Below are 14044 nucleotides of genomic sequence, written 5' to 3'. Positions count from 1 at the left end.
GCCCGGCGATGCTGCTGCGGGACGGTCGCTGTCCCGCGAGCCGGATCAGCCGAACAGGTCCGCGGCCGAAACCGGACGGCCCAGGTGGTAGCCCTGGGCCTGGTCGCAGTCCAGCTCACGCAGCAGCGCCAGCTGCTCGACGGTCTCGACGCCTTCGGCGACCACGGTCAGGTCCACCGCGTGCGCCATCGCGATGATGCTCGTGACGATCGCCGACGCGTCGCGGGATTCGGCGATGCCGGTGATGAACGAGCGGTCGATCTTGAGCGTGTCCAGGGTCAGCCGGCGCAGCTGGGCCAGCGACGAGTAGCCGGTGCCGAAGTCGTCGATGGCCAGCAGGACACCGAGCCCGCGCAGGGAAGCGAGCACTTCGGCGCCCGCGGCCTCGTCCCGCATCAGCGCGCTTTCGGTGATCTCCAGGCACAACGAGCCGGGCGGCAGGCCCGTGGTGGCGAGCACGTCGCGCACCGCGGGCACCAGCCCGGGGTCGTCGAGCTGGCGGACGGAGAGGTTGACCTTCAGGTTCAGGTCGAGCCCGCGCTCGGCCCGCAGCCGCGCCAGGTCCCGGGCGGCGCCCCGCAGCACGAACTTGCCGACCACGTTGATCAGCTCGCTCTCCTCAGCGAGCGGGATGAACTCCACCGGGGAGATCTCGCCGTGCTTCGGGTGGGTCCAGCGCAGCAGGGCCTCGACCGCCACCACCTCGCCGGTCTTCAGGTCCACCACCGGCTGGTACGCGGGCCACAGTTGTCCATTGTGGACGGCGTCGCGCAGGTCCTGCTCCAGCCGCAGCCGCCGCTGCATGCGCTCGCGCAGCGCGACGTCGAACAGCTCGAACCGGCCGCCGCCGAGGGATTTCGCTTGGTACATGGCGACATCCGCGTCGCGCAGCAGGTCTTCGGCGCTGCGCTGGTCGTCCGGGCCGACCAGGACCACGCCGATGCTCGCGCCGAGGTGGAGCTGGCGGCCGCGCACCTCGATCGGCTCGGCCAGCACCGCGCGCACGTGCCCGGCCAGCGCCCGCGCCTCGCCCTCGTCGGTCGCCGCCCGCGTGACGACCACGAACTCGTCACCGCCGAAGCGGCCCACCACGTCCTCGGCGCCCGCGGCCCGGCTCAGCCGCTCGCCGATGACCCGCAGCACCTGGTCGCCGAACGAGTGGCCGAGGGAGTCGTTGATGACCTTGAACTTGTCCAGGTCGAGGAACAGCACGGTGGAGGGCCGGCCGGGGGCGCGCCGGTCCAGCCGGTCGAGCACCAGCGTCCGGTTGGCCAGCCGGGTCAACGGGTCGTGGGTGGCGTCGTAGGCGAGGCGCGCGCTGATCGATCGGCGCTCGGTGATGTCGGTGAAGGAGACCACGGCCGTCGCGCCCGCCGCGGCCTCCGGGTCGAGCAGGCGGGAGGTCACCGAGAGCCAGACGTCGCGACCGTCGGGACGGCGCCAGCGCGCGACCCGGCCGTTCTGGGTGAGGCCGGTGCGCCGGGTGCGCACGGAGGGCAGCTCCTGGTCCGGGATCTGCGTACCGTCCTCGTCGAACAGGACGAGGGCGGTGCTCGGCACGCCGATCAGCTCGGCCGGGGGCAGGCCGAGGATCCGGCTGGCCGCCGGGTTGGCCGATTCGAGCCGCCCGGTCGGGCCCATCACCATCACGCCCTCGTCGAGGGCGCCGACCACGGTGCGGTAGCGCTGCTCCGCCCGACGGCGGGCGGTCTCGTCGGCACAGACGAGAACGTAGCCGTCGTTCATCTCGGCTGCGGAAACCCGGATCGAAAGGGGGGATCCGGTGCGGTTTCGGTGAGCTTGCTCGACCACCCCACCCGCCCGCAGCACCACTTCGGGATCCAGCCCGGCGCCCACCAGCTCGGCCGCGGCCCGCCCGGTGGCCTCGGCCGCGGACCAGCCGTACACGGATTCGGCGGCCGGGTTCCAGCTGGTCACGAGCCCGGTGCCGGTGGTGGTGATGATGGCGTCGCTGACGTGGGTCACCAGCGCGGCCTGCGCGCGCAACGCGTCGGCCTCGGCCCGGCGGCCGCTCACGTCGCGGACCACCACCTGGTACGACGGCGCGTCCCGCTCGCCGGTCCGCACGGTGACCGTCTCGACGGCGAGCTTGCTGCCGTCGACGCGTTTCAGCACGGCCTCCACCGGCCCGGTCCCAGCGCCCGGCTCGGTGAGCGCCAGCGCGCCATCGGCCAGGCGCCCGGCCGAGCCTTCGGCGAGGAAGTCGGTGTACGGGCGGCCGAGGACCTCCGCGGACGAGGCCGCGCCGATCAGGTCGAGCGCCGCGCGGTTCAGGTACCGGAGCAGCCCGCCCTCGTACACGCAGATCGCGTCCGGGCTCAGTTCCACCAGCGTGCGGTACCGATCGGCCGGCTCCGGCTCGTCCGGCACCGCGGACACCACGCCCAGCAGGCCGGTGGTCCGGGAGCGTTCGCCGACGGTGCGCGTCCGCAGCCGGATCCGCCGCGGCGGCCCACCGGCGGTCTCCAGCGACTGCTCCAGCTCGAAGTCCCGGCCGGGCAGCACGGTGCGCAGATTCGTGGTCAGCGGGCGGAGCAGGGCGAGCAGTTGTTCGCACAGGCGCTGGCCAGGGGCTCCGGGCAGGCCGAGCAGGGCGTCGAGGCCGGGCAGCCAGGTGAGGGTGGAATCGGTGGCGTCGAAGGAGAAGAGCACGCCGGTCTCGCCTTCCGCGGCGAGCCCGGCCAGCCGCGCCCGCAGCGTCGTGGCTCCGGTTTCACCCGCCGGCTCGTCCGCGGCGTCGGCCTCCATGAACGTCCCGGTCCCCCCGTGTCGGCGTGTGGCCAGTCGATTAGACCACCCGGGGATCTCGCTGTACACGCCACAGATGAGACGAACTTTCCGTGGTCAGGCGTATTTTGTGAATCGACCTCACAATTGCGCGCCGACCCCGGCCAGCGGGGGCCCGGCCACGTCCGGGACGAGCGGCGGGGCGGACGGGCGGCGCCGGCGAAACCGGTGGCCCCAGAAGAACAGGCCGAAGTGCGCCGCGCAGAGATGGCCGAGCACGGTCACGATCGACTCCAGGCTGCCCGGTTCCTCGGTGACGTAGACGAACGTGATGAACAGCTCCAGGGCCACCAGCGCGGCGATCCGCAGCCGGCCGCGCAGCAGGAACACGAGCGCGCCCGCCGTGGTGAAGAAGCCGTAGCTGACGCCGATGTCGAGCCAGCGGCCCGCCGAGGCCGGCAGGAACCCGCCGCTGATCAGCGCCATCACCGGCAGTTCGGTGACGAGCGTGGCCAGCACGTGACCGCTGAAGAACACCATGGCCGTGCGAGCCGCGCCGAACCGGCGTTCGAGCGGTGCGACGAAGACGGCGAAGATGCCGGCGTAGGTGAGCCAGCCGCCGTTGGCCAGCCACAGCGCGCTGCTCAGCAGCGAGACCAGCGGGCGGCGCCACAGGTTGTGCGCGTCGGTGCTGGAGAGCAGCAGCAGCTTCTCGGTCAGCACCGGATCGGCGAAGCGCAGCAGGAGCGTGGTGCCGAGCAGGACCACCAGGTAGCCGAAAGTGAACGGGGTGCGGCGCGGGGTGGGCACCCACTGGAACCAGAAGGACCAACGCCGGGGCTCGGGGGCCGGCTGGGGCTCGCGCAGCAGCATGGGTCCAGGCTGGCTGGTCATACTGGGATTCTGACCAACGGCAGCTGTGAAAGCACTGTGACTCTCACCCGGTAGGGTGGCCCACGCTGTGTAGGAATTTCTGTCAGTCTTCACCCGTTCGGTGGCCGTTTACGGTAAGAATGGCTCACTCTGGTGAAAGGTCCGCTGGTGAACGACGAGGTTTCGGTCGCCGAGTTGCTGGTGCGCGAAGGCTGGGGCGAGCGCGTGCCGCCCCCGTCGAGATCACGCTGGCGCATGGTCGCCGTGATGCTCGCCGTGGTGGTCGGCTGCGGCGCCGCGGCTGTTCTCGTGGGCTTCGGGACGACGGCGAACGACGAGGCCGCCCGCGTCACCGAGATGAAGGTGATCGAGATGCCGGACCGCACCGGGGGTGCGGGCGGGGTCAGCGAGAGCAACCCGCCCACCATCGGCGGCACCAGTGGCGGCGAGGGCCACCAGTCTTCGAGTGGCGAAACCTCCGACGTACCGCGCTCCTCCGACGTCACCTCGGTCCTCGACCCGCTCAACCCGCGGGGCGACGCGCCGGCCGACAGCCCGTCGGCGCACGACTCGGCCCCGTCGCGGCACAGCGATCCCACGACTTCCGCGGGCCACCCGTCGTCGTCGGAGCCGACGACTTCCTCCGAGCCGCAGCGGCCGACGCCTCCGGCGCACTCCTCCACCCCCAAGCCGCCCCCTCCGTGTCTGCTGGGCCTTCTGTTCTGCTGATGCCGGGCCGGCCGCGAGAGCCGGCTTGGTGCTGCGCGCGGCGGAGTCCCGGGCGCTGTGCCCTGTTCGGCCCGGCCCGGGTGGGCGATGATGGCTCGAGACCCGAGTCCGGCCCGTCGAAGGGGACCGCCGATGCGCCCGTCCAGCCTTGTCCGATTCCTCTCCGTCGCGGCCGCGGCCGCCGCCCTGCTCACCGCCGGGGCCACGGCCGGCTCGGCCGCGCCGCTGAACTACGTGAACCTGGGCGACAGCTACAGCGCGGGCTCCGGGATCCTGCCGGTGGCCCCCGGCATCAGCCTGACCTGCCTGCAGTCCGCGCGGAACTGGGCCCACGTGATCGCCGAGACCCGGGGTTACCACCTCCGGGACGTCTCCTGCGGGGGTGCCGCGACCCAGGACTTCACCCGCTCGCAGTCCCCCGTGGTGCCGGCCCAGGCCGACGCGCTGTCCCCGGCCACCGGCCTGGTCACCATGACCATCGGCGGGAACGACAACAACACCTTCGGCTCGGCCCTCCTCTCCTGCGGGGCGGCGGCGATCTCCACCGGCGGGCAGGGGAATCCGTGCCAGGCGGCCTACGGCGACTCCTTCGCCGACACGGTCCGGACGAAGACCTACCCGAACCTCGTCAGCGCTCTCACCACGGTGAAGGAGAAGGCCCCGAACGCGCGGATCGCCATCGGTGACTACCTCGGGATCCTGCCGGACGGCCCCGGTTGCTTCCCGGTGCTGCCCATCGCGTCCGGCGACGTGGCCTACCTGCGTGACCTGCAGGCCACGCTGGACGACGCGATCGAGCGAGCCGCCGACGCGACCGGCGCCACCTTCGTCGACTTCTCGGGCATCGCCCGCGGCCACGACGCCTGCCGGCCGGTCGGCACCCGCTGGGTCGAGCCGGTCATCCCGGTCGGCAGCCTCGCGCCGGTGCACCCCAACGCCGAAGGCGAGCGGCAGATGGCGCTTCACACCCTCGAAGTGCTCGGGCGGTAGGCCGGGTCACGGCAACGCAGATCCCGCCGACCGGCCGGTGGGCGTCCTCACGGCGGCTCCGGACGCCGGGCGCCTCGACGATCTTGGGCCGTTGTGCTCAGATGAAGGGGAGAAGGTGGACCGCAGGGCCAGCCCGCGAGAGGCCACCGGCAGGCGGTCGGGTCCGCTACCGGCGACCGGCGGCCTGGTCCTGCGCTTGGCGGAGGAGCAGCGATGAGCACCGTGGGTACCGGATCCGAGACCGTGCTGGTGGTCGGGGGCGGGCAGAGTGGCTTCCAGGCCGTGGCGTCCTTGCGTGACAAGGGGTTCGCCGGCCGGGTGGTCCTGGTCGGGGACGAGCCGGGGGTGCCGTACCAGCGGCCGCCGCTGTCGAAGGCGTACCTGAAGGGCACGGCGGGCGACGAGGCGCTGCGGCTGCGACCGGAGGACTTCTTCGCCGAGAAGGACATCCAGCTCGTGGCCGGCCGCGTGGGTTCGCTCGACCGGGACGCGGCGCAGGTGGTGCTCGAAGACGGGGGCAGGCTCACCTACGACCACCTGGTGCTGGCCACCGGCGCGCGCAACCGGACGCTGCCCGTGCCCGGCACGGACCTCGACGGGGTGCTCATGCTCCGCACCCGCGCGGACGCGGACCGGCTGCGCGGTGAGCTGGCGGGCGCCCGGAACGTGGTGGTCATCGGCGGCGGGTTCATCGGGCTGGAGTTCGCCTCGCACGCCGGGCGGCCGGTGACGGTGGTCGAGGCGCAGGACCGGCTGCTGGCCCGCGTGGCCTCGCCCGAGATCTCGGAGTTCTTCGCCCGGCTGCACCGCGACGCCGGGCACACCGTGCTGCTCGGCACCGGCGTCACCGCGCTGCACGGCGGGGGCCGGGTCGAGTCGGTGGAGCTGTCCGACGGCCGGCGGCTGCCCGCCGACCTGGTGGTGGTGGCCGTGGGCGTGGTGCCGGACACCGGGCTGGCCGAGGCGGCCGGGCTGGCCGTGACCAACGGCGTGGTCGTGGACGAGCACCTGCGCACCGAAGACCCGAAGATCTTCGCGATCGGCGACTGCGCCAACTTCCCGTGCGTCCAGGCCGGCGCCGCGACCCGGCTGGAGTCCGTGCAGAACGCCGTGGACCAGGCTCGTTGCGTGGCCGCCTCGATCACCGGCGGCTCCGCGCCGTACGACAGCCTGCCGTGGTTCTGGACCGACCAGGCCGCGGCCAAGCTGCAGATCGTCGGCATCTTGGCCGACGCCGACCAGACCGTGGTCACCGGGGACGTCGCCGAGGGCAAGTTCTCGGTGCTGTCCTTCCGCGAGGGCGTGCTGATCGCGGTCGAGTCGGTGAACCGGCCGGCCGACCACATCGCCGCCCGGCGGCTGTTCACGGCCGAGCAGCGTCCGTCCTATGTGGATCTCAAGGCCAGCGCGTTCGACCTGAAAGCCCACGTGAAGTCGCGCACCGCGGCTTGATTCCCGCTCGGAGCAGCGGGGGCGCGGGGGTGTGCGAGCCGCCGGCGGGCGAGCGGCCCACCGAGATCGGCCTCGGCGGCCGGCGGTCCCGCGCCGATACCCGGTCGATGAGCCCCTTCGGTCATCAGCCGGAACTCCTGCCGGACGCACCCTGGGTCAGGTCCGCCGGACGCACCCGCAGCTTCGCGGCGATGCGGGCCAGCGCCTGCTGGTCGGCCGCGGTGAGGGGGTCGAGCACCTGGCGGACGCTGTCCAGGTGCACCGGGGCGGCGGCCTGGACCACGGTGAACCCGGCGTCGGTCAGGGTGACCAGTGTGTACCGGCCGTCGTCCGGGTCGGGGGAGCGCTCCACCCAGGCGCGTTGTTCGAAGCGTTTGACCACATTGGACAGCCGGGACAGGGAGCCGTTGGCGAGGTAGGCGAGTTCGCTCATGCGCAGCCGGCGCTCCGGCGCCTCCGAGATGTGGCTGAGCGTCAGGTATTCGAACAACGTCAGGCCGGATTCCTGCTGCAGTGGCGCTTCGAGCCGCCCGGGCAGCAGCAGGACGAGCGAAACCAGCCCGGTCCAGGCTTCCTTCTCGGCCGGGCTCAGCCATCGGGGCGCGTCGCTGGTCGCCATGGCCGAACCCTACCCGGTGCCTGGATGACTTCATGTTTGAAGTAAATCGTGCTACCTTTCACTTCAAGCGTGAAGTCAATGGAAGGGAACGCCATGCCGCAGTTCTTCGTCACTCCCGGCTACGGGCCGCGCCACCTCGAAGCTCTGCACTACAGCCAGGCGGTGCGGATCGGCGACCGCGTGGAGATCTCCGGACAGGGTGGATGGGACGACCACACCGTGTTCCCCGAAGCGCTCGAAGACGAGATCGTCCGGGCCTTCGACAACGTCGAGCGCACCCTCGCCACGGCCGGCGCCACCTGGGCCGACGTGGTCTCCGTGGACTCGTTCCACCTCGCGGCCGGCGCCATCGGCGAAGAGCACACCGGCGTGATGGTCGAGCAGTTCCGCAGGCGTATGGGCGACCGCGCACCCATCTGGACCCAGATCGGCGTCGCGGGCCTGGGCGCGCCGGGCATGCGGGTCGAGATCCGGGTCTCGGCCGTCGCCGGGCCGGCCCCGGCCGGTCGTGGTGGCGAGAATGAGGACCACGGGCGGTGAAAGTCCGGGCCGGCCGGTGAGCGAGCGGACGTCGCCACGGCGGCGACGGTGGACGGCGGCAGCAGAGTCGGACCCACGGATCCGAGGCGGGCACCCCGGGGCCCTGCGCGACCGAGCCGGTCGTCGCGAGGGCGGCGAAAGCGAGGGATCGGGACCAGTAGCGGCAAGGACGGTTTTCGGTGCCGTCGCCGACGCGGAGCCGGACGGCCGGTGCGAGTCCGATCAGGACCACGACGCGGTCTGCCTCGGTGAGCTGGCCGACCACCCGACCGGCCACTTCGTCGACCGGGGCCGCCACCCCGGGACATCCTGGCCCGGAACACCGTGAAGGTCTCCCCATCCCGTTCGACGTGGGCAGGGAGACCTTCACGGGCGAAGCGGAGGGGTCAGGCCGGGGACTCGGTCCGGTCGTCGGTGGCCCAGGCCGTGTGGAACGAGCCGTCCCGGTCCACCCGGCGGTAGGTGTGCGCGCCGAAGTAGTCACGCTGGCCCTGAACCAGTGCGGCCGGCAGGCGGTCGGCGCGCAGTCCGTCGTAGTAGGCCAGTGCGGTGGAGAAGCCCGGCGTGGGGATGCCGAGCTTGACCGCGGTGGAGATGACCGAGCGCCAGGAGTCCTGGGCGTCCTCGACGGCCTGGCGGAAGCCGCCGGAGGTGAGCAGGGTCGGCAGGCCCGGCTCTTCGGCGTAAGCCGCGGTGATGTCGTTGAGGAACTTGGCCCGGATGATGCAGCCACCACGCCAGATGGAGGCCACCCGGCCGAGGTCGATGTCCCAGTCGTACTCGCTCGCGCCCGCCTGGATCTGGTTGAAGCCCTGGGCGTACGCGACCACCTTGGACGCGTACAGCGCCTGCTCGACGTCGTCGGCGAAGGTGTCCAGCGCGGCGCCGGTCAGCGGCGTGCGCGCGGGCCCGCCGAGGCCGCGGGCGGCGGAGCGCAGCGACTTCGAGCCCGAGAGCGAACGGGCGAACACGGCTTCGGCGATCCCGCTGATCGGCACGCCGAGGTCGAGTCCGATCTGGACGGTCCAGCGACCGGTGCCCTTCTGCTCCGCCGCGTCCTCGACCACGTCGACGAACGGCTTGCCGGTGCTGCCGTCCTCGTGCTTGAGCACGTCGGCGGTGATCTCGATCAGGTAGGAGTCGAGGCGGCCGGTGTTCCAGGTCTGGAACACGTCGGCGATCTCGGCCGGCGCGTAGCCCGCGGCCCCGCGCAGCAGGTCGAACGATTCGGCGATCAGCTGCATGTCGGCGTACTCGATGCCGTTGTGCACCATCTTCACGAAGTGGCCCGCGCCGTCCGCGCCGATGTGGGTGCAGCAGGGCTCGCCGTCGACCTTCGCCGAGATGTCCTCGAACAGCGGGCCGAGCGACTGGTAGGACTCCTTCGAGCCACCGGGCATGATGCTCGGCCCGTGGAGCGCGCCCTCCTCGCCGCCGGAGACGCCGGTGCCGACGAAGTGCAGGCCCTGCTCGCGCAGCGCCTTCTCACGGCGGCGGGTGTCGGCGAAGTGCGCGTTGCCGGCGTCGACGATCACGTCGCCCGGCTCCAGAAGCGGCGCGAACTCCTCGATCACCGCGTCGGTGGGGCCGCCCGCCTTGACCATGATCACGATCTGCCGCGGCCGTTCGAGGGCGTCGACGAACTCCTGCGCGGAGTACGCGGGGATGAACTCACCCTCGTCGCCGAACTGCTCCACGAGCGAGCGGGTGCGCTCCTCCGAGCGGTTGTGCAGGGCGACGGTGTGCCCGTGCCGGGCGAGGTTCCTGGCCAGGTTGCGGCCCATGACCGCCAGGCCGGTGACCCCGATGCTCGCCTTCTTGCTCATCCGAACCCTTTCCGAAGTCTCTTCCCGGATTCCGACCCTAGTCCGCGCCGGCGCCCCTTGGCCCTGCGAGAACCCTCACGGGTCCGGCGGGAATGATCGGGCCGCTTCAGGAGAAGCAGCGGATCGGCGCCCCGTTGTAGGCGATCATGTCGGTGACGGCCGCGATCAGGTCGATCGGTGCGCCCCACTCCGCGCCGTCCAGCTCGGCGTACGCGCGGTGCAGGTTGCCCGCCAGCCGCTCCGGCTCGGACAGCTCCGCGAACTCGCCGAGGTCGGTCTCCTTGGCCAGCTCCAGCGGCGAAAGCCCGGCCGCCCGGCCGCGCTCGGCCGTGTCCTGCACGAAGCCGAGGTACGCGTCGACGGTGTCCACCACCTCCGGCCCGCAGGCCGGGCCGTGGCCGGGCAGGATCACGGCCGGCTCCAGCTCGCGGAGCACGTCGAGGGCGGCGCGCCAGCCCGCGACCGAGCCCATCAGCGCGAACGGGCTGCCGCCGTTGAACACCAGGTCCCCGGCGTAGAGCACCCGCTGCTCGGGCAGCCAGACGAGCACGTCGTTGGTGGTGTGCGCGGCGTGCCCGGGGTGGATCAGCTCGACGCGGGTCTCGCCGGCGTACACGGTCAGCCGGTCTTCGAACACGACCTCCGGTGCGCGCAGCTCCAAGTGGCCCCAGTCGTTGCCCTCGAAGACGCCCTCGAACCGCCGGATGCCCTCGGCCAGCATCACCTCGCGGGTCTTGCGCTGACCGAGCAGGGTGGCGCCCTCGACCAGGTAGTTACCGTTGGTGTGGTCGCCGTGGTGGTGGGTGTTGACCAGGGTGGTGACCGGGCCGGTGGCCGCGGTGACCGTCTCCAGCAGCGCGCGCGTGCGCCGCTCGGTGGAGCAGGTGTCGATCAGGACGGTGTGGCCACCCGCGTCGAGGAAGCCGCAGTTGTTGATGAACCAGGAGCCGTCCGGCTGCACGTAGCCGAACGCGCCTTCGGCCAGTCGTTCGACACCGGCCGCGCCGGGGGAGCGATCGATCATGCGGTCGACTATGCCCTATTCGGCCCAACGCGGTGGCCGGGACCGCCGCCCGTCCGCTGGTCCGGGCGGGTGCGGCGCCCGGCGACCGGGGGTGACTGGCGTTTCCGGTCATTTCCTGGAACGCTGCGCACTGTCATCATCGAACCCCAGTGGTCCGAACACGGGAAGCACGGGAAGCACCGAACTGGGTGGTTCGAACGTTCGCGCGCCGGCGGGGCTCCAGGGCCACGCCCGGCGATGGAAGAGGTCCGGGAGAGCAAGGCTGATGGCGAGCACCGTCACCTCGCGCCGGAAGCAGCTCGGGAACGAGCTCCGGCATGCCCGCAACGCCGCGCGGATGACCCAGCAGCAGGTCGCCGAGGTGCTCGGCTGCACCCAGGGCAAGGTCAACAAGATCGAGTCCGGTGCGGTCGGGGTGAAGCTCGGCGATGTGCGCTCCATGCTGAACGCGTTCGGGATCAACGGCGAAGAGGCCGACACCCTGATGAACCTGGCGCGGGCCGCCGCCGGGCAGCGCGGCCACTGGTCGGGTTACCGGTCCGTGGTGCCGCACTGGTTCCGGACCTTCACCGACCTGGAGCCGGCCGCCGCGGAGATCCTCACCTGGCACGGTGAGCGCATCCCGGGGCCGCTGCAGTCCGAGCACTACATGCTCAAGCAGTTCACCGAGGCGGGCGCCACCGACGTCACGGCGCTGGTGCGCAACCGGCTCGACCGCAAGGCCGTGTTCGAGCAGCAGCAGCCGCCCTACTACCGGTTCATCATCAGCGAGGGCGCGCTGCGGCGGGCCCCCGGCGGCTCCGCGCCCGCGGTGATGCTGGACCAGGTCGAACACCTGCTCGCGCTCGACCGGCATCCGCGGGTGTACGTGCACGTGCTGCCGTTCGGGGCCCGGCTCGCGGCCGTGCCCAACGACTTCACGATCATGCGCTTCCCGGACCGCACCCGGGACTTCGTCTACATCGAGCACTCGGCCGGCGGGCTGTACCTCGACGACGTCAAGGACTTCAACATCTTCGTCGACTCCTGGGACCGCCTGCGCGGGGCCGCGCTGGAGCGGCAGGAGACCCGGTTGTTCCTCAAGGAGCTGGCCGAGGGCTACCGGGCGCAGATGTAAGCGCCAGCCCCTCCAGCACGGCCACGGTCGCTTCCGGTCCGGGCATGGCGGCGATCTGCGCCTGGAGTTCGAGCACGGCGTCGCGGGGGGAGCCCAGCAGCTCGGCCGCCGCGTCGCGGATCTCACCCGGGCCGGCCCGTTGCGGGTCGAGGGCCCTCGTGACCCCGAGTTCGGCGCCGCGCCGGGCGTTGCTCGGCTGGTCGGCGCCCAGCGGGAACACCAGCGACGGCAGGCCGTGCGAGAACGCGCCCATCAGGCCGCCGGAGCCGCCGTGCGAGACGACGAGGTCGGTGTCCGGGAGCAGTTCGGCCTGGGGCACGAACCGCTCCACGCGGACGTGGTCCGGCTGCGGTCCGAAAACGGCCGGGTCGATCTCGGCGCCGACGGTGACCGTCACCCGCGCGTCGAGCTGGGCCAGCCCGGTGATCCCGCGCTCGAACAGGTCGCCGGATTCGAGGTTGAAGTTCGTGCCGAGGGTGAAGTAGACGCCCGGCGGCTCGTGCGCCCGGCTCGGGACCGGCGGCGGGCCGGTGCGGAACAGGAAGGCCGAGCCGGGGTCGCGGAAGCCCGGCGGGAAGGACGACAGCACGAGGTCGCCGTCGAGCCGGGCCAGCGCCGGGTCCGGCGCCAGGCCGTGCTCGGCACGCAGCTCCCGCCACGGTTCGGCGAGGAGCTCACGGCGCGGGAAAGTGCCGGCCGCCAGTACGAGCACCGTCACTCGGGGCAGGCCGAGCCGTTCGGCCGCGATCGCGGAGCCGAAGTCCGCCTCGTCCCGCACCACGAGGTCCGGCCGCCAGTCCCGGGCGATCTCCAGCAGGGCGCCCGCGCGCTCCCGCCCGCCGCGGCGGGCGAACAGCTCCGTCATCTCCCAGTCGTCCCGCGCCGGGTCGACGGGCGGCATCGGCTTCCGGACCGGCGCGCCCGGGTCCGCCTCGGGCGCGGGGCTCGTGGCGAACGCGGGGAACCCGGCCCGTTCGACCGCCGGGACCTCACGTCCGGCCGCTGCGACGGCCACGGTGTGCCCGGCCGCCGCCAGGGCCCGCGCGATCGGCGCCATCGGGTCGAAGTGACCACGGCCGCCGGCGAAAGTGAACAGAAAGCGCATTCCCGGCAAGGTAGCGGGCCCTGCGTGATCTGCCGCACCCTTTTCCGCGCCCCGGCTGTCACCGGTTCGGGGAGCGGTGGGCAGACTGGACCCGATCGGCGCCCCGGGTGAAACGGAGAACAGCAGATGACAGCGGTACCGGACCCCGAAGCCCCCGAGGGTGTCGACCTCGAACGGCCCAACGCGGCGCGCATCTACGACTGGTTCCTCGGCGGCAATGCGAACTGGGCGATCGACCGCGAGTTCGGGGAGCGGGCGGTCAAGACGTTCCCGATGGTCAAGAACATCGCCCGGGTCGGGCGGGAGTTCCTCGGCCGGGGGGTGCAGTACCTGGCGCGCAACGGCATCGACCAGTTCCTCGACCTCGGCTCCGGCGTCCCGACGGTCGGGAACGTGCACGAGATCGCCGCGTCGGTGAACCCCCACGCCCGGTGCGTGTACGTCGACAACGAGCCGGTCGCCGTCGCGCATTCGCAGATCCTGCTGGAGCGCGAGGGCGTCGCCGACCGGCACGCGGTGATCCAGGGCGACCTGCGCCACCCGGCGGAGATCTGGCCGCGGGCCCTCGACACCGGCGTGCTGGACCCGAAGCGGCCGATCGGGCTGATCATGGTCGGCGTCCTGTACTTCCTCGGCCCGGACGAACCCACGGCCGAGATCGTGCAGAAGTACCTGTCGCTGCTGCCCTCGGGCTCGTACTTCCTGTCCTCGCACCTGACCGGCGAGGGCGTGCTGGCCCCCGACGGGGAGAGCCGGGACCGGATCAAGGAGCAGTACAAGGAGTCCAGCACCCCGTTCCACCTGCGCACGCGCGCGGAGTTCAGCGAGTTCTTCGCCGGGCTCGAGCTGGTGGAGCCGGGCCTGGTCTGGCTGCCGCAGTGGCACCCCGAGGAGTTCGAGTCCAAAGCGACCGCGCGGATGGCCGAGGACCCGTCGTTCGCCGGCAGCATCGGCGCGCTGGGCCGGAAGCCCTGACTTCGGGGGCGCCGCCGGTGGGGCTGGGGTTGCCGCCCGGTGGGGC

General features: G+C 72.2%; 12 protein-coding genes. 6 read left to right on the top strand and 6 right to left on the bottom strand.

What is annotated here, in order from left to right; translation table 11 throughout:
- Positions 1–45 precede the first annotated feature (45 nt).
- Both NYF13_RS03515 and NYF13_RS03510 read right to left on the bottom strand, forming a co-directional pair.
- Complete coding sequence (locus NYF13_RS03515) at positions 46–2769, bottom strand: EAL domain-containing protein (protein WP_315654088.1); 2724 nt, start codon at positions 2767–2769, stop codon at positions 46–48.
- 120 nt (positions 2770–2889) lie between these two features.
- Positions 2890–3642, bottom strand: a complete 753-nt coding sequence (locus NYF13_RS03510) for a rhomboid-like protein (protein WP_315654087.1) — start codon at positions 3640–3642, stop codon at positions 2890–2892.
- A gap of 147 nt (positions 3643–3789) precedes the next feature.
- Between NYF13_RS03510 and NYF13_RS03505 the strand changes: the two genes are divergently transcribed.
- From NYF13_RS03505 to NYF13_RS03495, 3 genes are all read left to right on the top strand, one after another.
- Positions 3790–4350, top strand: coding sequence for a hypothetical protein (locus NYF13_RS03505; RefSeq protein ID WP_315654085.1), 561 nt, complete (start codon positions 3790–3792; stop codon positions 4348–4350).
- A 132-nt stretch (positions 4351–4482) separates the two neighbouring features.
- On the top strand, positions 4483–5340 hold the full coding sequence (locus NYF13_RS03500; RefSeq protein WP_315654084.1) for an SGNH/GDSL hydrolase family protein: 858 nt from the start codon (positions 4483–4485) through the stop codon (positions 5338–5340).
- A gap of 213 nt (positions 5341–5553) precedes the next feature.
- Positions 5554–6792: an FAD-dependent oxidoreductase gene (locus tag NYF13_RS03495; protein WP_315654083.1), complete on the top strand. Its 1239-nt coding sequence runs from the start codon at positions 5554–5556 to the stop codon at positions 6790–6792.
- 124 nt (positions 6793–6916) lie between these two features.
- On the opposite strand, the gene NYF13_RS03490 is transcribed toward NYF13_RS03495, so the two are convergent.
- Positions 6917–7411, bottom strand: a complete 495-nt coding sequence (locus NYF13_RS03490) for a MarR family transcriptional regulator (RefSeq protein ID WP_315654082.1) — start codon at positions 7409–7411, stop codon at positions 6917–6919.
- Positions 7412–7489: 78 nt separating this feature from the next.
- Between NYF13_RS03490 and NYF13_RS03485 the strand changes: the two genes are divergently transcribed.
- Positions 7490–7951: a Rid family hydrolase gene (locus NYF13_RS03485; RefSeq protein ID WP_315657184.1), complete on the top strand. Its 462-nt coding sequence runs from the start codon at positions 7490–7492 to the stop codon at positions 7949–7951.
- Positions 7952–8337: 386 nt separating this feature from the next.
- On the opposite strand, the gene gndA is transcribed toward NYF13_RS03485, so the two are convergent.
- On the bottom strand, positions 8338–9777 hold the full coding sequence (gene gndA, locus NYF13_RS03480) for an NADP-dependent phosphogluconate dehydrogenase (RefSeq protein ID WP_315654081.1): 1440 nt from the start codon (positions 9775–9777) through the stop codon (positions 8338–8340).
- A 106-nt stretch (positions 9778–9883) separates the two neighbouring features.
- Positions 9884–10801, bottom strand: a complete 918-nt coding sequence (locus NYF13_RS03475; protein ID WP_315654080.1) for an MBL fold metallo-hydrolase — start codon at positions 10799–10801, stop codon at positions 9884–9886.
- A 265-nt stretch (positions 10802–11066) separates the two neighbouring features.
- Between NYF13_RS03475 and NYF13_RS03470 the strand changes: the two genes are divergently transcribed.
- Positions 11067–11918 (top strand): helix-turn-helix transcriptional regulator, encoded by an 852-nt coding sequence (locus tag NYF13_RS03470; protein ID WP_315654079.1) that lies wholly within the window; start codon positions 11067–11069, stop codon positions 11916–11918.
- Here NYF13_RS03470 and NYF13_RS03465 read toward each other — a convergent pair.
- Complete coding sequence (locus NYF13_RS03465; RefSeq protein ID WP_315654078.1) at positions 11881–13023, bottom strand: glycosyltransferase; 1143 nt, start codon at positions 13021–13023, stop codon at positions 11881–11883. The two genes, NYF13_RS03470 and NYF13_RS03465, sit on opposite strands and share 38 nt — an antisense overlap.
- Before the next feature lie 126 nt (positions 13024–13149).
- Between NYF13_RS03465 and NYF13_RS03460 the strand changes: the two genes are divergently transcribed.
- A complete protein-coding gene (locus NYF13_RS03460; protein ID WP_315654077.1) occupies positions 13150–13998 on the top strand; it encodes an SAM-dependent methyltransferase in 849 nt (282 codons plus the stop codon).
- The last annotated feature ends 46 nt before the right edge of the window (positions 13999–14044 follow it).

Origin of the sequence: Amycolatopsis sp. PS_44_ISF1 (genome assembly GCF_032335455.1) — a bacterium.
Lineage (GTDB): Bacteria > Actinomycetota > Actinomycetes > Mycobacteriales > Pseudonocardiaceae > Amycolatopsis.
This window is presented reverse-complemented; position numbering and strand designations above follow the sequence as displayed.

What these genes read in the sequence shown, in the direction of transcription:
- NYF13_RS03500 (WP_315654084.1), top strand. Translation starts at nt 4,483, where the DNA reads ATGCGCCCGTCCAGCCTTGTCCGATTCCTCTCCGTCGCGGCCGCGGCC.
- NYF13_RS03495 (WP_315654083.1), top strand. Translation starts at nt 5,554, where the DNA reads ATGAGCACCGTGGGTACCGGATCCGAGACCGTGCTGGTGGTCGGGGGC.
- NYF13_RS03510 (WP_315654087.1), bottom strand. Translation starts at nt 3,642, where the DNA reads ATGACCAGCCAGCCTGGACCCATGCTGCTGCGCGAGCCCCAGCCGGCC.
- NYF13_RS03460 (WP_315654077.1), top strand. Translation starts at nt 13,150, where the DNA reads ATGACAGCGGTACCGGACCCCGAAGCCCCCGAGGGTGTCGACCTCGAA.
- NYF13_RS03475 (WP_315654080.1), bottom strand. Translation starts at nt 10,801, where the DNA reads ATGATCGATCGCTCCCCCGGCGCGGCCGGTGTCGAACGACTGGCCGAA.
- NYF13_RS03485 (WP_315657184.1), top strand. Translation starts at nt 7,490, where the DNA reads ATGGAAGGGAACGCCATGCCGCAGTTCTTCGTCACTCCCGGCTACGGG.
- gndA (WP_315654081.1), bottom strand. Translation starts at nt 9,777, where the DNA reads ATGAGCAAGAAGGCGAGCATCGGGGTCACCGGCCTGGCGGTCATGGGC.
- NYF13_RS03465 (WP_315654078.1), bottom strand. Translation starts at nt 13,023, where the DNA reads ATGCGCTTTCTGTTCACTTTCGCCGGCGGCCGTGGTCACTTCGACCCG.
- NYF13_RS03470 (WP_315654079.1), top strand. Translation starts at nt 11,067, where the DNA reads ATGGCGAGCACCGTCACCTCGCGCCGGAAGCAGCTCGGGAACGAGCTC.
- NYF13_RS03515 (WP_315654088.1), bottom strand. Translation starts at nt 2,769, where the DNA reads ATGGAGGCCGACGCCGCGGACGAGCCGGCGGGTGAAACCGGAGCCACG.
- NYF13_RS03490 (WP_315654082.1), bottom strand. Translation starts at nt 7,411, where the DNA reads ATGGCGACCAGCGACGCGCCCCGATGGCTGAGCCCGGCCGAGAAGGAA.